Source organism: Flavobacterium sp. UM26, from assembly GCF_057922445.1.
This window is the reverse complement of sequence record NZ_JBVHCY010000011.1, coordinates 79,497-97,523: the sequence shown is the minus strand read 5'-3', so window position 1 is coordinate 97,523 and position 18,027 is coordinate 79,497. Positions and strand designations below refer to the sequence as shown.

Below are 18,027 nucleotides of genomic sequence, written 5' to 3'. Positions count from 1 at the left end.
AAAGGTTCAGGAAATTATGGCACATTTTAAATCTTTTTTTTGTTTTTGCTTGCTCGCAAGTCAACTGATTTTTGCTCAGAATGATTCGATTACTCGCTTAAAAGAGGTCGTCATAGCTGATGCGAAGTTGCGCAAATTCTCTACTTCTCAAACAATTCTTAGTTTGAACGATTCTATTTTGTCTAAAAATAGTGCGTTGTTGACCAATTTACTCAATTACAATTCGGTTTTGTATTTTAAAGAATACGGTCGTGGGATGCTTTCGACGGTGGCTTTTAGGGGAACCACTGCGTCGCAAACTGCGGTGATTTGGAACGGCATCAACATCAATTCCCAAATGAATGGGAGTACCGATTTTAATACAATATCAGGAACAGATTATAATTCGATTGCTGTTAAAGGAGGTGGAGGAAGTGTGATTTATGGCAGTGGGGCTATTGGTGGCACCGTGCATTTGAACAATGACTTGCGATTTGAGCGTTCTTTTTCAAATCAATTGCGACTGGATTATGGCAGTTTCAATACGCAGGGGATTCATTATAACAGCCAGTTTTCAAATACAAAATGGTCGGCTCAAATTGGTTTTTCTAGAAATTATTCTGATAACGATTACGATTATCCTGGTCTTTTTGATTGGAAAGGCAATCAGCGTTTTAATGAAAACGGTGAATATGAAGTGATTGGGTTCAATGCTGCAATTGGTTTTAAAATCTCTGATAAACAAATACTAAAGGCTTATAGTCAGTCTTCTAATACCGATAGGAATATTTCTTTGCTATCTCCCTCTGAGTCTAGAACGAAATACAAGAATGATTTTAGCAGAAATTTGTTGGAATACAATGGTGTTTTTGGGCAATGGACGATGAATGGTAAGATGGCTTATCTAACCGAGGGTTATCAGTACTATCCGAATAAGTCGCTACCACAATACAGTTTTGGGGATACCAAGACTTGGATTACCAAAGCAGATGTTAGTTTTCAGGCTACGCCCTCATTTTTGGTAAACACAATTTTAGAATACAATACAACCCGAGGTGAAGGCTCTGGATTTGGATACCACGAAAGACAGATTGGTGCTGCATCAGTGTTGTTTAAATATGAGATGGATTCAAAATGGCAAAATGAATTGGGGATTCGTAAGGAGTTTACCAACAATTACAAATCGCCTATTCTGTTTTCGGCTGGAACTGCTTTGCGTATCGCACCTTGGTACCAATTGAAAGTCAATATTTCGCATAATTTCCGCATTCCTACCTACAATGATTTGTATTGGGAAGAAGGCGGCAATCCCAATTTAAAACCCGAAAGTGCTTACCAAGGCGAGCTGGCCAATGTCTTTACTTATAAAAATTTCAGCTTAACACAAACGGCCTATTACAATAAAATCAAAGACTTGTTGCGTTGGGTTCCCGGAAACAATGGCATTTGGTCCCCTCAAAATACGGATCGCGTAGCTGCATATGGAATAGAAGCTTTATTGGCTTGGAAACAACAATTTGGGAAGAGCATTTGGCAAATCAATGGGACGTATGCGTACACCATTTCTAAGAATGAGGTAACTCAAAAGCAATTGTTTTTTGTGCCTTATCACAAAGCTACCGCAGCATTGGCCTACAGTTATAAAAAATGGAACGCTAATTATCAATTCCTATTTAACGGTTTTGTCTATACGCAATCCGATAACGATCCTAACGCTATTATTCCTTCGTATTGGGTTTCTAATGTGGGCGTGGATTATGAGTTTTTTAAGCGTAATCCAATAAAAATAGGCGCTCAAGTACTTAATCTTTGGAATGAAAAATATGAAAGTCTGGAAAATAGAATGATGCCCGGACGCAATTTTAATATGTATCTAATCTTTAAATTTTAATATAATGAAGTTAACTAGAGTTTTATTGGTAGCCTTTACTTTTACCTTTTTGTGGTCTTGTACTAACGAGGACAACGAAAATGTTTCTAAAGGAAATTATGATAATGGTGTTTTTATTCTAAATGAAGGTAATTCATCTGGAGGTTCGGTATCGTTTTTAGGAGATGATTTGACTACTTTTAAACAAGATGTATATGGAGCAGAAAACGGAGGTGATTTTTTAGGGAAATATGTACAGAATATTTTTTTTGATGGCGATAAGGCGTATGTAATTGCTGGAGGTTCTAATGTGATTAATGTAGTGAATCGCTATACGTTTAAGTTATTAGCTAAAATCGAAACAGGTTTAATCACACCAAGATATGGTGTAGTGAAAAATGGTAAGGCATATGTAACTAATGCTAATACTTATGCTTATGCCAATCCAGCTACTGGAAATACGGATGATTTTGTAGCCGTTATTGATTTGGCTACCAATAAAGTAGAATCCAAAATTAACTTGAATGCAACGGCCAATCGTATTGTTTTAGAAGGTGATAAGTTGTACATCACAGAACCTTATAACAGCGACAAAGTTTTGGTGGTAAATACAGTAACTAAAACTTTAGAAACGCCAATAACCGTTGGGGAAAGTGCCAATACAATGGAAGTGAAAAACGGTGTATTATATGTGCTAGCATCTCCTTACGGAAGTGCAAGCAAAATTGTGAAAGTGAAATTATCGGATAAATCGATAACTGAAGTGGTATTTCCATCAGCTTTAACAGATGCAGGAAATTTGGATATTTATGGTTCTAAAATTTACTTTACAAAAGATACAGGAGTGTATAGTATGGACATTACGGCAACACAACCTTCAGATAAACCTATTTTTAGCTACTCGTCCACTTCTCAATATGGAGTGATGTATGGATTTGCGGTAGAAAACGATAAAATTTTTATTGCCGATGGTGGGGATTTTGCTTCGAATAGTAAGGCTTATGTGTACTCTTTAACGGGATCATTGCAAAAAGAAATGACAGTAGGAGTGGGACCAAACGGATTCTATTTTAATAATTAAAAGGTCTAGCTTAAGAACTAAAAAGGCGTTTTCGAAATGAAAACGCCTTTTTTTGTTTGGGTAGTTGTTGCTTTTATTTTAGAGTTGAAACCACATCTAAAATGGTGTTGGCAATTTTTGTTTGTTCTGTTTCGTTGGTCAAGGTGCGTTTGTCGTTTTCGTTAGTCAAATACCCTAATTCAATCAAAACACCAGGAACTGTTGCTTTTTTTAACACCATAAAAGGGGCATTTTTTATGATAGCATTGCCTTTTAAAGCGGTTTGCTGTGTCAATCTTATGTTAAGTTGTGTCGCAATTTCTTTAGACCGTTCAACCGTGGCAGGATTTTGTTCGTTGATGAAAAATTCCAATCCAGATTTTTGATTGCTGGCGTTAGCATTAACATGCAACGAAATGAATAAATCAGGTTGTATGCTATTGATAAGGGCAGCACGAGAAGGCAACTCCACGAATTCATCCTCATTTCTAGTAAAATGTAAAACAATAGATTTATTGGTATTCTGAACTTTGATTTTACTAGTAATTTGGGAAACGATTTCTTTCTCGATGGCTGCTTCGTTTGTTGCGCCAAAATCATGTCCGCCGTGTCCTGCATCAATCACCACGTGAATGGTTTTTGAAGGTTTTAATGCAGGTGAAATAAATGCTAAAGAAGCACACGCTAAGATCCCGATACCAATTTTAGAATACAATTTCATACTATAATGTTTTAAAAGTTACTAATGAAGTTTCAAAAAGCATTGCTTTTCAGATGGGTAAGTATAACGTTATGTTTTCTGATTTTAGTATAATCCCTACAAAGATTTTAATAGCCCTTCAGGAATAGTTTCCAAGTACATATCGTTTCTAAAGCCTCTGATAGATTTGCCATCTTTGAAAAATTCAAATGTTTTACCTTTGGTGGTAGGTATTCCTTTGGCAGTACCTGTAATTTTTCCGATAGCTAATTTTAATAAAGGTTCGTTAACATCCCCCAAAACTCCAAAAGTACTGATGGTTTCTGCTTGTTGGAAAGTTGGCGTTAAACCACTTTGGTAGTCACCAAAGCCATCAGCGTTTACAATTTTGAGTACCAAAGGTTGCATAGCATATTTGTGAGATGGGTTTACGTTTTCTTTTTGGAAAGTTGGAGAATCATATAAAGTAATAGAGCCTACGTTTTTACCTGTAGTAACATCTCCAATTTGGACCACATTGATAAATGGTTTCAAGCCATTAATTACTAATTCACTAGCAGAAGCAGTACTTTTGGTAGTAATAATGTAGACTTTCGTTAAGTTTAAGCTATTGATTGGTGTGCTTCCAATCTTATCGGTAAAAAAGTTTTTGAGAGCCTCTGGATTGTTGGTGCTGAAATAAGCCTCAATTTTTTCGTTCCATTGTTGCTTCGCAAACACTTTTCCTGTGAACTGTCCAGTTATCATACTAGCCAATCGGGTAGCGGTTTGAACAGAACCTCCGCCATTGTAGCGTAAGTCCAAAACTAAATCGGTTATGCCTTGGGATTTTAAACTTCCAAAAGCTTCGTTAAGTTGGGTGTCATAATTAGCAAAAAAGCCATTGTACATCAAGTATCCTATTTTTTTACCTCCTGTTTCGATTACTTTATTAATTAAAATAGGATTCTCATTCAGAGTGGTTTTGGTTAGAGCAACTGATTTTCCATTACTCACGATTGTTGAGCCATTGAATTCGGCTAAATTTAAAGTGTAACTTTCGGCATTCAACAATAAAGTTTGATAGTTGCTTACGGTCAATTGCGTGCCATTTACTCCGGTAAACATATCACCACGTTTTATAGCTTTGGTCGAAGCATCAGAGCCAGGGATAATATAACGAACATAACCAAAAATTTCGGTAGTACTTCCGGGTTTGTAGCTTAACCCAAAATCAACACCATCGTTTTTAGTGGTACCTTGAAAGGATTGCTCTAGTGCAACATAATCATCAACAATCCAGCTAAAACGATCGATGGATTTATCGACACGCAAGGCTTCGAATAAACTTTCTGGAGTACTATAGCCTTTTAGAAAAGCATTTAACTCACTTTGATTTTTGAATTTATCATCTGCCAAATTAGGTACATCGCTTTGCCACAAATAATATTGATTCATTCCTTTCCATACAAAGTTCTGAATCTCTAAAGATTTTGGTGCAGCAATATCGTCCTCATCTTTTTGACAGCTCTGTAAAAGGAAAAGGCTTGTAAATAATAAGAATACAATTTTGAACGTAGTTTTCATATGAGGTTAGATATATTTAGTTCTTGTAAAAATACTAACTTTAAAATTATTTTTTTATTGTTTGTAACAAAAATAATTGTCGTTCGTCTTGCTTATATGAACCGCTAGAAACAACCATTAGAATGAACCAAAATGAGTTTGTACAATTGATTACTCCCTTCAAAGATAAAGTCTTTCGATTGGCCAAACGATTACTTGTGAGTACCGAGGAGGCTGAAGATGCTACGCAAGAGGTTTTGGTAAAGTTGTGGAATAAAAATGAAAGTTTATCCGGTTATGCTAGTGTTGAAGCCCTAGCTATGACTATGACCAAGAATCATTGTTTGGATCAGTTAAAAGCGAAACGTTCCAGTAATTTGCGAATTGTACATAACAATTACACGGACAGAGAACCAAGCTTGCAGCAAAAAGTAGAAGACAATGATAGTTTGAATTGGGTGGCTAAAATAATTGATCAGTTGCCGGAACAACAGCGAATGATTATTCAGCTTAGAGAAGTAGAGCAATATGAGTTTGAGGAAATTGCCAAATTATTAGAAATGAATGAAACCGCCATTCGCGTGGCACTCTCTAGAGCTAGAAAAACTATTAGAGAGCATATGTTAAAAACACACCGTTATGGAACTTTATAAAATAGAAGAGCTTTTAGAAAAATACTTTCAAGGAGAAACCAGTATTGCCGAGGAAAAAGAGTTGACGAACTATTTTTCTTCATCGAATGTTGCGCAGCATTTGGAGCAATACAAGCCAATGTTTGGTTATTTCTCTTTAGCAAAAGAACAAATAAACCCTAAAGAATTACCAGAATTGCCTAGTCAAAAGCAGGCGGCATCAAAAACCGTTTGGGTTTCTTTAGCGGCTTCGGTTGTGATTTTGCTCGGAATAGGAATGTATGTTTACTCTACCAATGAAACCAAAACTAGTGTAGCTTCCAACGAATTGGGGACTTATGATTCTCCCGAGGAAGCGTTTAGAGAAACCCAAAAAGCACTAGCCTTGTTATCAGGTCACGTAAACACCGGCATAGGAAGTGTGCAGGTCATTCAAGAATACAATGAATCAAAAGGAAAAGTTTTTAATCAGTAAATCAAAAAACAACATGAAATCAACAGTCATTATGAATAACAATCGTTTTACTTCAATAACGAAAAAAGTATTTTTAGCTTTAGTATTTTTACTAGTTGCTAACCCCATTTTTGCACAAGGGGCCTTCGATAAATTCGACGGTCAAGACGATGTTACGTCGGTTATCGTCAATAAAAAAATGTTCGAAATGATGAGTAAAGTCAAAGTAGATGCCTCCGACAAAGAAATGCAACAATACCATCGCTTAATCAAAAAATTAGACAACCTAAAGGTGTTTACCACCAAAAGTGCTCGTGTCGAAGCGGAAATGAAAGCAACTGCTGAACGTTATATTAAAACGGCTAATTTAGAAGAGCTTATGCGTGTAAACGATAATGGTCGTAGCATTAAAATTTTAGTAAAATCAGGAGCTAAAGACACTCAAATCAGAGAATTATTGATGTTTATTGATGGTGGAAAAGGCGAAGACAGTGTCTTGATGTCTTTGACAGGCGATTTTGATTTGAATGAAATCTCGGTATTGACAGATAAAATGCGTTTTCCTGGTGGAGACGATTTGAAAAAAGCAACCAAAGGGAAGAAGTAGTAACTAGTACTTAGCTTACGCTATCTAATAGTAGCTTTTAATAAAAATGGATTGAAGTTCCTGCAAGGTTTTCAAAACCTTGTAGGTCTGTTTTCAGAATCTTAAAGTACGAAAGCAAAAAAACTAAAAGAATTGGAATAAATTTAGAGTTAAGAATATTCAAAATAGAACGCTATTAATATAAAAAGTAAAAAAATGAAAGCAGTAGTTGGTTTGGCTATTTTCCTATGCCTGTGGTTGAGCAGTTGTAACTCTGAACCGAGTTTGCAAAAGTATTTTGTAGAAAATACAGAAAATAAAAATTTCATAGCGTTTGATATTTCCTCTTCGATTTTGAATGTGGATAAAACGAAACTCACTCAAGAGCAGCAACAAGCCTTACGATCGTTTGAAAAAATAAATATTTTGGCTTTTAAACGCAACCCAAATAATGCTACGGAGTTCGAAACAGAGCGAGCTAAATTAAACGGAATCTTGAAAAATCCAAAGTATCAACAACTCATGAAGTTTGGTTCTGGTAAAGAAGGAGCTTCAGTAAGTTTTGTAGGAGCAGATGAGCATATCGAAGAGTTTGTTTTGTTTGCCAACCAAAAAGAAACAGGTTTTGCTGTAGTTCGTGTGTTAGGTAAAGACATGAATCCTACGCATATCATGAACATGATGTCCGTATTGCAACAATCAAAAATCGATTTGGATCAGTTGAAACCGTTACAGGAATTGTTGAAGAAGCAATAATTTAAGATCATTATCATTAAGAACGGCTGGCAATTTGCTAGCCGTTTTTTTGTTGGTACGTTTCCCAATCCACAGGTGTATTGAGATTCAGAATTACCTCTGGATTTTCAACGGGTACAATGCTAATCATTGCCGAAGGGCAAGCTTTTATCAAATAATCCAACCGACTGTTACTCGGATCCAGTTTCAGTAGTGGTTTCCAAAATGAAGCAGTCATCACGACTGGATGGCCATTTTTTCCTTTATAATTTGGGATAACAATGGCTTGCTGTTTTTCTAAAAGCAGTTGTAGTGTTTCGTCTTTGGGTATCGGAACATCAATAGGGCAGAGTAGTATAGTTTTAGGTTCTTCTATTTGAGAAAGAACCTTGTGTAAGCTAGAAAAAGAGCCTCTTTCAGGGTCTGGATTTACAACGGCTCGAATAGTAAGATTCAGGTAAGTAGTAGATGCTTGCAGAGCTGAGGTTAACCAAGGTAGTGCATCGCAATAAGCGTCAGTATGAAAACCCAATGCGATATAAACTTCGGTACCGCCAGAGGAAGCTATGCTTTTTAATTGGGTTTCGAGCCAATATTCTTCTTTGTTGAATAGTAATCCTTTGGGTTGCCCCATTCGTTCTGATTTTCCTCCTGCCAATAGTACAAAAGCAACATTATTTTTCATAGTACACTTGTAGTAATTGGGCAGCAATGCTAATGGCAATTTCTTTCGGAGTGTGACCACCTAAGTCCAAACCTACAGGACAATGCACGGGATTCATACCTGATTCAAAACCCAATTCGTCTCGAAGCATATGATGGAATTTATTGCGTTTGGTTTTGCTACCAATGAGGCCAATGAATTTTGTGCTTTCAGCTAGGCATAGGGCAGTGATTTCAAAATCCAATTTATGGTCGTGGGTAACAATGATGGCATAACAATTTGGCCCCCAATGTACAGTGCTTTTGTACAAGTCAAAAGGGACAGCGCTATAGGTGACGGAAGAGGGAAGTGACAAGGTGCTTTCCCAATGTTCTCTAGTATCCAATAGTGTGATTTGAAACGGGGTATTGGCTAGTACTTCGCACAAGGCAACGCCAATATGGCCTGCGCCAAAGAGATACAGTTCTGGATTTTGATTCATAGGTTCAATTAAAAGGGTTACTTTACCGCCACAGCATTGTTCAAATTCGGGGCCTAACGTAAAAGTAGTAGATTGAATTTGATTTTCTTGAATGGCTTTTTGGGCTTGAGTGATGATATGAAATTCAAGTTTCCCTCCGCCAATGGTTCCAAAAATCTCTTTTTGATGGGTTACAATCATTTTTGAACCTATTTTACAAGGAGCAGAACCCAACACTTGAGTTACAGTGACCAAGGCAACCGGTGTTTTGGAGGTTTTGTAAGTATGTAATAGTGTAATCCAATCGTTCATATAGGAATGGGAAATGTTTTTGCGTTAGGGATAGAAGTGGAAAACCTTTTTATACCCGTAGCCATTGCGAAGGGTATAAAAAGTTTGGGAACGGATAGCCCGACCCCGAGGAGCAGTGACTTGAGGTTTAATGAAGTCGTGTGCCTCGGGGGAACGCCCCACAAATTATCCTACGATTTCATAATCAATTAAAGGTAAATTATAGTATTTTTTTCCAGTGAGTTGAAACAAAGCATTGACGATGGCTGGTGCGATTACGGGTACCCCAGGTTCGCCTACACCAGTTGGATTTTCGGTGCTTTCTACGATTTCTACGTGTATTTTTGGCGCTTCGTTCATACGAATTAAAGGATAATCACTAAAGCTGTTTTGTTCGATGGCGCCGTCTTTGGCGGTGATTTTTCCGTAATAGGTCAAAGATATCCCGAAAATAGCGGCTCCTTCTAACTGTGCTTTTACCGTATCGCGATTGATGACGGTACCACAATCGATAACGGTGTACACATTGTGAACTTTTACTTTATTGTTGATGAAAGACACTTCGACCACGGAGGCGACATAGGAATAAAAACTGTATTGAACCGCAATACCAAAGGCGTGACCTTGAGGCAATGCTTTTCCGTAGTTGGCATTTTTTGCGGCTTGTCGTAAGACGTGTTTCATTCTTGCCGTGTTGTATTTTATGGCGTCTTGTGTGTTTTCAATACGGTCGGGTCCGATGAGGTTCAAACGGAATTCTAAAGGGTCTTTTTTAGCGGCATACGCTAATTCGTTGGCAAAAACATTCACAGAAAATCCGTGAGGAATATTGATAACAGAGCGCATCCATCCGATGCGGACGTGAGCGGGCGCTTTGCCTGTTTCTACTTTAAAATTGGGAACGTCTAAGGGAATGTCTGTGGCGCTACCAGCTTCCCATTCGGCAGGATATTCAGTACCGGGTACAAAAGTAGACATAATGGAAGGTAGAGCGAAACGGTGTAGCCAAGCGGTTACATTGCCTTGAGCATCCAAAGCGGCTTTGAGATATTGGGCGCTTTCGGTATGATAATAACCGTGTTTGATCTCGTCTTCGCGCGTCCAAACTACTTGCACGGGCGCGTTGATAGCTTTGGAAACCATTACCGCTTCTACAATATAATCGGGTTTTGATTTACGGCCAAAGCCTCCACCAAGAAAAGTAATATTTACTGAAACCTTGTCTAAAGGTATTTTTAAATAATCTGCCACTTCTTTACGAGCGGTTTGCGGGTCTTGAGTAGGCGCCCAAACTTCGCAAGAATCGCCTTTTACCCAAGCAACAGCATTGGGAACTTCCATTGGGGCGTGCGCCAATAAAGGCAATTGTATGGTGCTCTCGACAATTTGATGTGCTTTGGCAAAAGCCTGATCTACATCTCCTATTGATTTGGCTACTTTTGCGGGTTGCAATACGCCCTGTGTGATTGTTTTTTGATAATCGGCAGAGGTGTACGTTGCATTGGAGCCATAATTCCATTCTATAGTTAAGGCTTTCTTGCCTTCAAAGGCAGCCCACGTATTAGTGGCAATTACGGCCACACCACCCAATGGACCAAATGGTTTGGCAATTCTTGGGATTTCGATGACATCAATCACGCCACGAATTTTGAGCGCTGCTTTTTTGTCGAATGATTTTACAGTCCCGAAAGTGACTGGACAACGGGCAATAGCCACAAATTTCATATTGGGTAAACGTTTGTCAATACCAAAAAGAGCGCTTCCGTTGGCATAGTTAGCAACATCAACACTTTTTAAGGTTTTACCAATATAGTTAAAGTCTTTTGGATTTTTTAATGTAACGTTTTTAGGTAATTCTAAAGTTTTGGCAGTGGCAGCGAGTTCGCCAAATCCTAATTTTTTACCACTACTGTGAACAATAAAATGATGTTGTGCGATACACTCCGTTTCTGGAACATTCCATTTTTGCGCAGCAGCAGTAATGAGTAAAGCCTTGGCAGTAGCGCCCATTTTTCGCATAGTGTCATAAAGGTAAAGGATACTTCGAGAGCCATCAGTATTTTGATCGCCATATTTTGCATCTCCCAAAGCTTGTTGAACCACTACTTTAGACCAATCGGCTTCCATTTCGTCAGCTATGATTGAGGGTAACGAAGTACGAACGCCATTCCCCATTTCAGAACGTGAAGCGATAAGCGTCAGCGTGCCATCCGTATGCAAGTAGACAAACAGATTGGGGTTGAAAGTTTCTATGGTTGAGGTTGATTCACAAGCAAATAAGGAGCTATTTGCAGCTAATAATAATCCGCCAGATGCCAATCCAATGGTTTTGACAAAATCACGTCGACTGTAGTTTTGAATTGCCTCCATTATTTCCCTTGTTTTTTGAGTTCAACGGTATGTTGTATTGCATTTTTAATGCGTTGATACGTGCCACATCTACACAAATTGCCAGACATAGCGTCATCAATTTCTGTCTCAGAAGGCGATGGGTTCGAATTGAGTAAGGATGTAGCTGTAATCAATTGTCCGGGTTGGCAATAGCCACATTGTGGTACATTGTACTCGGCCCATGCTTCTTGCAGCAGTTGCAAATTGGGACTTTTACCTTCAATAGTGATGATTTTTTTGCCTTTGGCATCGCTTACGGGAGTCAAACACGAGTAGGTTGCTTCGTTGTTGATTAGGATTTTACAAGCCCCACAAGCCCCGATACCGCAGCCAAATTTAGTGCCCGTTAACCCGATAATGTCGCGAATCGCCCATAATAAAGGCATTTCGGGAGCAACATCGAGATTGTATTTTTTACCATTGATATCGAGTGTGACCATAACAAGAAAATAAAGTTAGACGGTACAAGTTACACTTTTTTTGGTTTGGTAGGAATGGTAAGTAGAGAAGAGAATTGTAATTTTATTTAAAAAAAAGGGACATAGAAAATAATTTCTTTGTCCCTTTTGGTGTGACCATGGAGGGATTTGAACCCTCACGCCCTTACGAGCACCACCCCCTCAAGATGGCGAGTCTACCGTTTCTCCACATGGCCGTCAAATAAAAAAAGGTCATTCGCTGTAGCGAACAACCTTTGTGACCCGACTGGGGCTCGAACCCAGGACCCCATCATTAAAAGTGATGTGCTCTACCGACTGAGCTATCGAGTCAATCATTCAAGAAACTAATGCGTAGTTCACAGTATTTGTGACCCGACTGGGGCTCGAACCCAGGACCCCATCATTAAAAGTGATGTGCTCTACCGACTGAGCTATCGAGTCATTTCGTTTCTTGAATGCGGGTGCAAATATACGTACTTTTTTTTCAAGTTTCAAAGCAATTTTATTATAAATTTGTCTTTTTTAATCAAAAAGCCACAATGCCTTAATTAGTAAGGTTTTATTGCCATGAAAAAAATTATTTTATTAGGGTATATGGGGTGCGGTAAGTCAACCATAGCCAATAAACTTTCTGAAAAAACAACTATTCCTTTCATAGATTTAGATCACTATATCGAAGAAAAAAACAATTTAACCGTCAAAGAAATCTTTGAAAAGTTTGGAGAAATCTATTTTCGTAAACTCGAACACCAAGCTTTTGTCACACTTTTAGAACAAGAAGAAACTATTATTCTCGGACTTGGAGGTGGAACTCCTTGTTATGCTAATAATCACGAGTTGTTACAACGACCCAATGTTAACTCCATTTATTTAAAGGCTTCGGTGTCTACTTTATTCGAAAGATTGTCTAAGAATAAAAGTAAACGTCCTTTAATTGCTAACTTAAACGACGCTGAATTGAATGAATTTATTGCAAAACATCTATTCGACAGAAGCTATTATTACAATCAAGCAAAACACAAAGTGGCTGTTGACGGCAAAACAATAAATGAAACGGTTGACGATATTTTAGCTTTATTAGCTTAAATACGCATAGCTGTTTCCAGATTCTTCAAAAACGACTTGTACATGTTCTAATAAGGATGTGGAGAGTGAAATGCCTTTGAAGTCAGCTTTTACAGGGTATTTTTTGTGGTTTCTGTCAATGAGTACAGCTGTTTTGAATTTTTTTAAGGGAACTTCTAAAAAATGACGAACAGCATAGATAAGCGTTGTTCCTGAATTCAAGACATCATCTACTAGAACAAGGCCTTTATCGGTATAGTTTTCTTTAGCCAATGAGGTACGAATAGCCAAATCAGGTTGGTGTTTGTTGAGTTCAACCTCACAAAGTGAAACCTTGATTGGGGCAATCAAAGTCAAAGCTGCGGCTATTTTTTGAGCAAATACAAAACCGTTTTTGGTTATCCCAGCCAGTACAATTTCTTCTTCATCAACAAAGGTTTCGTAGATTTGATAAGCAATTCTCTTGATTTTGTGTTCTATTTCTTGGTGCGTTAAAATAATATTTTGGCTCATGATTTTTATTTTAAAAGGTACAAAATGGAATAATTTAGGTTTGATTATAGAGTTTTACCAATTACAAAAATGAATCTTCATCTTCATCCTCTATTATGACATTGCCAAATTCATCAATATCACGGCGATCTTTTTTAGTAGGGCGGCCAGTTCCATTTTTTCGATAATGTTCTTTGGATAACTTCAATAATTCAAGATGTTGGTACACTTCGGGAGGCGTGTCATTGCGGCGATACATATCGACTAATTTTGCTCCTACACGACTTTCAGGAATGTCCAAAACCGTGATGATTTGAGTAATTTGATCTTTACGAAAGGTGATTTTGTCAGTTGGAAAAACTTCTTTCGAAGCTTTGGCTACTTGACCATTTACGGTTATTTGGTTTTTTTTACAAGCCTCCGTAACCATATTTCTGGTTTTGTAATAACGAACGCACCATAAATATTTATCTATTCGCATAAATTTTCAAAAATCAAAGTTAAATAGTTTATCAAAATCAATCTAAATTGTATCTTGCGCACTCAAAAAGCAGTAATAATGAACAAAATTAAGTTTTATTTTATTTTATCAATGCTATCCTTGGCATTATTTTCATGTTCTAAAAATAAAGAGGAGGAGTTAACGCCGCCAAGAGAATATAGTGAGCAATATGCTACTGATATCAAAGACATTGAAGAATATTTGAAAACTTATTACATTGAGGAAGTTACCGCAGACTTCGATATTAAGATTTCTAAGATTCCTACTGGTGGAACTCAGAAGTCTATTTGGGAACAAACGACTTATCCTCTTCAATTCAGAGAGGTGAATTTACATGGACTAAAGTATAAGTTATATTATTTGGTTTTAAATGAAGGAGTTGGCGAGTCTCCATCTAATGTTGATGCTGTTTTTACTGCATACAAGGGAGATTATTTGCAGCAAGTGACTAAAGATGGTGTGACAACACTCACCGTAACAGAATTTGAGCGATCAAATAACCCTCAGCAATTTTTTCAGTTAACAAGCGTAATTAGAGGGTGGTCTGAAATTTTTCCTAAGTTTAAGAAAGGAACCTACAGCTCTAATCCAGATGGTACAGTGGCATATAAAGATTTTGGGGCAGGTGTGGTTTTTATCCCTTCAGCTTTGGCTTACTATAATGGCGGTAGTGGTTCAATTCCTGCGTATGCTCCGCTTGTTTTTAATTTTAAATTATACGAAATACAACGAAATGATCAAGATGGAGATGGTATCCCTTCTTATCTAGAAGATTTAGATGGCGATGGTTACGTGTATAGTTTTACGAATACGACTTTGTACCCAACTAAGCCTACAACTAATCCAGATGACACAGATGGTGATGAGGTTCCGGATTTCTTGGATGTAGATGACGATGGAGATAATTATACCACCAAATTAGAGCGTTCATACAAAGATGCTAACGGAGTGGTTAAATACTATGATTTTGCTGACATTCCTTTGTGTACGGGAGGTAATGGAAAGAAAAGACATTTGGATCCAAAATGTCATGATTAGAGCCTACTGAAAATTTATATATGAAGCCGTTCTTATAAAAGAGCGGTTTTTTTTTTTTTTTTTTTTGAACTTAACTTTTATGGTTTTAGATTTATCTTTTTACTGTCATTCGAAAAATACACGATGCTATAATCTTTGGTATTGATTGGGTTTCAATAGTACTGGAAGTAGTAATTTTATTTGGGTATATGACAAAAAAATCCCGCCAAGCAGGACTTGACGGGATAAATATAAAATTACTGAATATTATTTTCTAGCCAACACGCGCTCAACTGCAGCTTCAATAGCTTGGTGATTCAATTGGTATTTTTCCATCAATTGTTCTGGGGTTCCAGATTCTCCAAAACTATCGTTTACCGCTACAAATTCTTGCGGTACAGGAGTGTTTAAAGCTAAAACTCTAGAAACACTTTCACCTAAACCACCAAGAATGTTATGTTCTTCAGCAGTTACCACACATTTCGTTTTGGCAACAGATTTCAAAATAGCTTCTTCGTCCAAAGGTTTGATGGTGTGAATGTTGATGACTTCTGCCGAAATTCCTTTAGCTTCCAAAGCTTCTGCAGCGAGTAAAGCTTCCCAAACTAAGTGACCTGTTGCAACAATCGTAACATCGGTTCCTTCGTTTAATAAAATAGCTTTTCCAATTACGAATGGTTCGTCTGCTGGCATAAAGTTAGGTACCACTGGGCGGCCAAAACGTAAGTAAGCCGGACCATGGTGATCTGCTAAAGCAATAGTAGCTGCTTTAGTTTGGTTGTAATCACAAGTATTGATTACTGTCATACCTGGTAACATTTTCATCAAACCGATATCTTCTAGAATTTGGTGCGTAGCTCCATCTTCTCCAAGAGTTAAACCTGCGTGTGAGGCACAAATTTTTACATTTTTGTCAGAATAGGCTACCGATTGACGAATTTGATCGTAAACACGACCTGTAGAAAAGTTAGCAAATGTTCCTGTAAATGGAATTTTACCTCCAACAGTTAAACCAGCTGCAATTCCAATCATATTAGCTTCTGCAATTCCGATTTGGAAAAAACGCTCTGGGTGATTTTTTTTGAAATCATCGAATTTTAGTGAACCAATTAAATCGGCACAAAGAGCCACAACGTTTTCGTTCTTTTGACCCAATTCTGTCATTCCCGCTCCAAAACCTGAACGAGTATCTTTACTTCCTGTATTTGTGTATTTTTTCATAAGCCTCCCCCAACCCCTCCTAAGGAGGGGAGTTCCTATTGGGGTAAATAGGATTTATAATTTTTTTTCTTTTCTAATTTTATCACTAAGCCTTTGTTTCTCCCTTTGGAAAAAAGGGTCTTAATAATCTGCTAAAGTTGAGATGTTTTGCGCTAAACCATTCTCTAATTGAGCATCATTTGGAGCTTTTCCGTGCCAAGCATGGGTATGCATCATAAAATCAACACCATTACCCATCTCAGTATACAAAAGCACACATACTGGTTTTCCTTTTCCTGTTTTGGCTTTGGCTTCGGTCATACCAGCGATTATTGCTTCGATGTTATTTCCTTCTTTGATTTCAAGAACTTCCCAATCAAAAGCTTCGAATTTGGCTTTCAAGCTTCCCATGTTCAATACTTCATCAGTAGTACCATCAATTTGTTTTCCGTTTACGTCAACAGTTGCAATAAGGTTGTCTACATTTTTGGCAGAAGCATACATAATGGCTTCCCAGTTTTGACCTTCTTGTAATTCACCGTCTCCATGCAAACTATAAATGATATGGTTATCTCCGTTTAATTTTTTAGCTTGTGCAGCTCCAATCGCAACAGATAACCCTTGTCCTAAAGATCCAGAGGCCATTCTAACACCTGGTAAACCCTCATGTGTGGTTGGGTGTCCTTGTAAACGTGAATTTAATAATCGGAACGTAGCCAATTCTGCTACTGGAAAATAGCCACTTCTAGCCAATACGCTATAAAATACCGGAGAAATATGACCATTAGATAAGAAGAAAACATCTTCTCCAATACCGTTCATATCAAATCCTTCTTTGCGATCCATTAAGTATTGATAAAGAGTAACCAAAAATTCTGTACATCCTAAGGAACCTCCTGGGTGTCCAGAATTAACAGCGTGTACCATACGAAGAATATCTCTTCTAACTTGGATAGTTAAATCGTTTAATTGTTGTGTGTTAGGCTTCATTTTGTTTGTAAAAGTTAAACTGCTGCAAAAGTAATTTTTATTTTCGGGAAGACCAATGATTTTAAGAGCAATTTCTGGATAATGATTTGAGGAGGTTTACAAATAAAAAAAGCGTAGGAATAATAACAAAAAAAAAGACTAGTGATAAACCAGTCTTAGTATAGGTAGTAAACAAGAAGTGCATAACTATCTGGTAAAAATCATTGTTCTTTATACAGCTAAATGATACTATTAACGTAACCAACTTATTTTCTGAAGATTTTAAATTTTACTTTTCAGGCTATTCCATCCGCCTCCATTGTACACATCGGTATAGCCACTAGCTTTTAGGATGCTTTTGGCTGATGCACTTCGCATGCCAGAGGCACAGCAAGTAATAAGAATTTGATTTTTATTTTTTAATTGATGTAGATTTTGGCGTAAGACATCAACAGGTATGTTGAGAGAACCTTGAATGTGACCTCCTAGAAATTCACCTTTGGTGCGCACATCGACTATTATAGCTCCTTGTTGAAGTAATGATTTATAATTTATGGCTGGAGTTAAACCTAAAAGACGTTTTAAGAAAGGTATCATACTTAATCGATTTTGTTCTGAAGGGATTGATAAAAATTTACGTTCAACCAAGAACCGCCATTCAGACACTCTATTCCTTGTTGTGAAAGATACGACTCTGCCTGACCACTGCGTCCACCAGAAGCACAACATAAAATCAGTGGAGTAGCCAAAGTTTTGATTTCCTCTAGGCGTTCTGGGATTTCATTGAGTGGAATATTGATAGACGTAGCAACATGGCCGCCCATAAATTCCTCTCGGGTTCTTACGTCTACAATGGTGCCGCGGTTTTCTTTAATGAAATGTTCTAATGTCATAAGTATTCGTTTTTTTTGTTTGAGTAGGGCAAAAGTAAAGGTACAAAATGGGTTTTTGAGTAACAATTGTTACACAATTAAA

The 18,027-nt window shown here is 37.5% G+C and carries 20 protein-coding genes and 3 tRNA genes; 8 read left to right on the top strand and 15 right to left on the bottom strand.

What is annotated here, in order from left to right; all coding sequences use genetic code 11:
* The first annotated feature begins 16 nt into the window (after positions 1–16).
* Both ACZ1AQ_RS13145 and ACZ1AQ_RS13140 read left to right on the top strand, forming a co-directional pair.
* The gene (locus ACZ1AQ_RS13145; RefSeq protein WP_489633334.1) at positions 17–1,870 is read left to right on the top strand and encodes a TonB-dependent receptor plug domain-containing protein; all 1,854 of its coding nucleotides are present in this window, start codon (positions 17–19) and stop codon (positions 1,868–1,870) included.
* 4 nt (positions 1,871–1,874) lie between these two features.
* Positions 1,875–2,930: a YncE family protein gene (locus tag ACZ1AQ_RS13140; RefSeq protein WP_489633333.1), complete on the top strand. Its 1,056-nt coding sequence runs from the start codon at positions 1,875–1,877 to the stop codon at positions 2,928–2,930.
* A 73-nt stretch (positions 2,931–3,003) separates the two neighbouring features.
* Here ACZ1AQ_RS13140 and ACZ1AQ_RS13135 read toward each other — a convergent pair whose 3' ends face one another.
* Positions 3,004–3,630 (bottom strand): N-acetylmuramoyl-L-alanine amidase family protein, encoded by a 627-nt coding sequence (locus ACZ1AQ_RS13135; protein ID WP_489633332.1) that lies wholly within the window; start codon positions 3,628–3,630, stop codon positions 3,004–3,006.
* Between the two features lie 96 nt (positions 3,631–3,726).
* Entirely contained in the window at positions 3,727–5,175 is a 1,449-nt protein-coding gene (locus ACZ1AQ_RS13130) for a S41 family peptidase (RefSeq protein ID WP_489633331.1), read from the bottom strand.
* A gap of 122 nt (positions 5,176–5,297) precedes the next feature.
* On the opposite strand from ACZ1AQ_RS13130, the gene ACZ1AQ_RS13125 reads away from it, so the two are divergent.
* The 4 genes from ACZ1AQ_RS13125 to ACZ1AQ_RS13110 all read left to right on the top strand — a co-directional run bounded on the left by ACZ1AQ_RS13125 (position 5,298) and on the right by ACZ1AQ_RS13110 (position 7,582).
* Entirely contained in the window at positions 5,298–5,807 is a 510-nt protein-coding gene (locus tag ACZ1AQ_RS13125; protein WP_489633330.1) for an RNA polymerase sigma factor, read from the top strand.
* Entirely contained in the window at positions 5,794–6,261 is a 468-nt protein-coding gene (locus ACZ1AQ_RS13120; RefSeq protein WP_489633329.1) for a hypothetical protein, read from the top strand. Before ACZ1AQ_RS13125 ends, ACZ1AQ_RS13120 begins: the two co-directional genes overlap by 14 nt.
* Positions 6,262–6,274: 13 nt before the next feature.
* On the top strand, positions 6,275–6,847 hold the full coding sequence (locus ACZ1AQ_RS13115; RefSeq protein ID WP_489633328.1) for a DUF4252 domain-containing protein: 573 nt from the start codon (positions 6,275–6,277) through the stop codon (positions 6,845–6,847).
* A gap of 195 nt (positions 6,848–7,042) precedes the next feature.
* Positions 7,043–7,582, top strand: coding sequence for a DUF4252 domain-containing protein (locus ACZ1AQ_RS13110; protein ID WP_489633327.1), 540 nt, complete (start codon positions 7,043–7,045; stop codon positions 7,580–7,582).
* Positions 7,583–7,619: 37 nt separating this feature from the next.
* Here ACZ1AQ_RS13110 and ACZ1AQ_RS13105 read toward each other — a convergent pair whose 3' ends face one another.
* The 7 genes from ACZ1AQ_RS13105 to ACZ1AQ_RS13075 form a co-directional block, all read right to left on the bottom strand.
* A complete protein-coding gene (locus ACZ1AQ_RS13105; RefSeq protein ID WP_489633326.1) occupies positions 7,620–8,246 on the bottom strand; it encodes a nucleotidyltransferase family protein in 627 nt (208 codons plus the stop codon).
* Positions 8,236–8,997, bottom strand: coding sequence for a xanthine dehydrogenase accessory protein XdhC (gene xdhC, locus ACZ1AQ_RS13100; RefSeq protein WP_489633325.1), 762 nt, complete (start codon positions 8,995–8,997; stop codon positions 8,236–8,238). The genes ACZ1AQ_RS13105 and xdhC overlap by 11 nt, the downstream gene beginning before the upstream one ends.
* A gap of 165 nt (positions 8,998–9,162) precedes the next feature.
* Positions 9,163–11,346 (bottom strand): xanthine dehydrogenase family protein molybdopterin-binding subunit, encoded by a 2,184-nt coding sequence (locus ACZ1AQ_RS13095; protein ID WP_489633324.1) that lies wholly within the window; start codon positions 11,344–11,346, stop codon positions 9,163–9,165.
* Positions 11,346–11,807, bottom strand: coding sequence for a (2Fe-2S)-binding protein (locus ACZ1AQ_RS13090; RefSeq protein ID WP_489633323.1), 462 nt, complete (start codon positions 11,805–11,807; stop codon positions 11,346–11,348). The genes ACZ1AQ_RS13095 and ACZ1AQ_RS13090 overlap by 1 nt, the downstream gene beginning before the upstream one ends.
* Positions 11,808–11,939: 132 nt before the next feature.
* Positions 11,940–12,022, bottom strand: a tRNA-Leu gene (locus ACZ1AQ_RS13085).
* A 42-nt stretch (positions 12,023–12,064) separates the two neighbouring features.
* Positions 12,065–12,137, bottom strand: a tRNA-Lys gene (locus tag ACZ1AQ_RS13080).
* A 38-nt stretch (positions 12,138–12,175) separates the two neighbouring features.
* Positions 12,176–12,248 (bottom strand) — tRNA-Lys (locus tag ACZ1AQ_RS13075).
* Positions 12,249–12,374: 126 nt separating this feature from the next.
* Here ACZ1AQ_RS13075 and ACZ1AQ_RS13070 point away from each other — a divergent pair.
* Complete coding sequence (locus ACZ1AQ_RS13070; RefSeq protein WP_489633322.1) at positions 12,375–12,893, top strand: shikimate kinase; 519 nt, start codon at positions 12,375–12,377, stop codon at positions 12,891–12,893.
* Here ACZ1AQ_RS13070 and ACZ1AQ_RS13065 read toward each other — a convergent pair.
* The gene (locus ACZ1AQ_RS13065) at positions 12,885–13,385 is read right to left on the bottom strand and encodes a phosphoribosyltransferase domain-containing protein (RefSeq protein ID WP_489633321.1); all 501 of its coding nucleotides are present in this window, start codon (positions 13,383–13,385) and stop codon (positions 12,885–12,887) included. The two genes, ACZ1AQ_RS13070 and ACZ1AQ_RS13065, sit on opposite strands and share 9 nt — an antisense overlap.
* A gap of 61 nt (positions 13,386–13,446) precedes the next feature.
* Positions 13,447–13,845, bottom strand: coding sequence for an RNA-binding S4 domain-containing protein (locus ACZ1AQ_RS13060; RefSeq protein ID WP_489633320.1), 399 nt, complete (start codon positions 13,843–13,845; stop codon positions 13,447–13,449).
* Positions 13,846–13,923: 78 nt separating this feature from the next.
* Here ACZ1AQ_RS13060 and bamM point away from each other — a divergent pair, with 78 nt between their 5' ends.
* Entirely contained in the window at positions 13,924–14,904 is a 981-nt protein-coding gene (gene bamM, locus ACZ1AQ_RS13055) for a BamM family beta-barrel-assembly machinery protein (protein WP_489633319.1), read from the top strand.
* A 246-nt stretch (positions 14,905–15,150) separates the two neighbouring features.
* Here bamM and ACZ1AQ_RS13050 read toward each other — a convergent pair whose 3' ends face one another.
* The 4 genes from ACZ1AQ_RS13050 to ACZ1AQ_RS13035 all read right to left on the bottom strand — a co-directional run bounded on the left by ACZ1AQ_RS13050 (position 15,151) and on the right by ACZ1AQ_RS13035 (position 17,945).
* Positions 15,151–16,104: a transketolase family protein gene (locus ACZ1AQ_RS13050; RefSeq protein WP_489633318.1), complete on the bottom strand. Its 954-nt coding sequence runs from the start codon at positions 16,102–16,104 to the stop codon at positions 15,151–15,153.
* A gap of 120 nt (positions 16,105–16,224) precedes the next feature.
* Positions 16,225–17,073 carry a transketolase gene (locus ACZ1AQ_RS13045; RefSeq protein ID WP_489633317.1) on the bottom strand — a complete coding sequence of 283 codons (849 nt, stop codon included), beginning with the start codon at positions 17,071–17,073 and terminating at the stop codon, positions 16,225–16,227.
* A 261-nt stretch (positions 17,074–17,334) separates the two neighbouring features.
* Entirely contained in the window at positions 17,335–17,649 is a 315-nt protein-coding gene (locus ACZ1AQ_RS13040) for a rhodanese-like domain-containing protein (protein WP_489633316.1), read from the bottom strand.
* A 2-nt stretch (positions 17,650–17,651) separates the two neighbouring features.
* The gene (locus tag ACZ1AQ_RS13035; protein WP_489633315.1) at positions 17,652–17,945 is read right to left on the bottom strand and encodes a rhodanese-like domain-containing protein; all 294 of its coding nucleotides are present in this window, start codon (positions 17,943–17,945) and stop codon (positions 17,652–17,654) included.
* Positions 17,946–18,027: the final 82 nt, after the last annotated feature.

Excerpts from the sequence above, each read along its gene's own strand:
- ACZ1AQ_RS13115 (WP_489633328.1), top strand. The coding sequence starts at position 6,275 with ATGAAATCAACAGTCATTATGAATAACAATCGTTTTACTTCAATAACG.
- ACZ1AQ_RS13140 (WP_489633333.1), top strand. The coding sequence starts at position 1,875 with ATGAAGTTAACTAGAGTTTTATTGGTAGCCTTTACTTTTACCTTTTTG.
- ACZ1AQ_RS13105 (WP_489633326.1), bottom strand. The coding sequence starts at position 8,246 with ATGAAAAATAATGTTGCTTTTGTACTATTGGCAGGAGGAAAATCAGAA.
- ACZ1AQ_RS13110 (WP_489633327.1), top strand. The coding sequence starts at position 7,043 with ATGAAAGCAGTAGTTGGTTTGGCTATTTTCCTATGCCTGTGGTTGAGC.
- ACZ1AQ_RS13070 (WP_489633322.1), top strand. The coding sequence starts at position 12,375 with ATGAAAAAAATTATTTTATTAGGGTATATGGGGTGCGGTAAGTCAACC.
- ACZ1AQ_RS13095 (WP_489633324.1), bottom strand. The coding sequence starts at position 11,346 with ATGGAGGCAATTCAAAACTACAGTCGACGTGATTTTGTCAAAACCATT.
- ACZ1AQ_RS13130 (WP_489633331.1), bottom strand. The coding sequence starts at position 5,175 with ATGAAAACTACGTTCAAAATTGTATTCTTATTATTTACAAGCCTTTTC.
- xdhC (WP_489633325.1), bottom strand. The coding sequence starts at position 8,997 with ATGAACGATTGGATTACACTATTACATACTTACAAAACCTCCAAAACA.
- ACZ1AQ_RS13045 (WP_489633317.1), bottom strand. The coding sequence starts at position 17,073 with ATGAAGCCTAACACACAACAATTAAACGATTTAACTATCCAAGTTAGA.
- ACZ1AQ_RS13090 (WP_489633323.1), bottom strand. The coding sequence starts at position 11,807 with ATGGTCACACTCGATATCAATGGTAAAAAATACAATCTCGATGTTGCT.
- ACZ1AQ_RS13060 (WP_489633320.1), bottom strand. The coding sequence starts at position 13,845 with ATGCGAATAGATAAATATTTATGGTGCGTTCGTTATTACAAAACCAGA.
- ACZ1AQ_RS13125 (WP_489633330.1), top strand. The coding sequence starts at position 5,298 with ATGAACCAAAATGAGTTTGTACAATTGATTACTCCCTTCAAAGATAAA.
- ACZ1AQ_RS13065 (WP_489633321.1), bottom strand. The coding sequence starts at position 13,385 with ATGAGCCAAAATATTATTTTAACGCACCAAGAAATAGAACACAAAATC.
- ACZ1AQ_RS13050 (WP_489633318.1), bottom strand. The coding sequence starts at position 16,104 with ATGAAAAAATACACAAATACAGGAAGTAAAGATACTCGTTCAGGTTTT.
- bamM (WP_489633319.1), top strand. The coding sequence starts at position 13,924 with ATGAACAAAATTAAGTTTTATTTTATTTTATCAATGCTATCCTTGGCA.
- ACZ1AQ_RS13135 (WP_489633332.1), bottom strand. The coding sequence starts at position 3,630 with ATGAAATTGTATTCTAAAATTGGTATCGGGATCTTAGCGTGTGCTTCT.
- ACZ1AQ_RS13120 (WP_489633329.1), top strand. The coding sequence starts at position 5,794 with ATGGAACTTTATAAAATAGAAGAGCTTTTAGAAAAATACTTTCAAGGA.
- ACZ1AQ_RS13035 (WP_489633315.1), bottom strand. The coding sequence starts at position 17,945 with ATGACATTAGAACATTTCATTAAAGAAAACCGCGGCACCATTGTAGAC.
- ACZ1AQ_RS13145 (WP_489633334.1), top strand. The coding sequence starts at position 17 with ATGGCACATTTTAAATCTTTTTTTTGTTTTTGCTTGCTCGCAAGTCAA.
- ACZ1AQ_RS13040 (WP_489633316.1), bottom strand. The coding sequence starts at position 17,649 with ATGATACCTTTCTTAAAACGTCTTTTAGGTTTAACTCCAGCCATAAAT.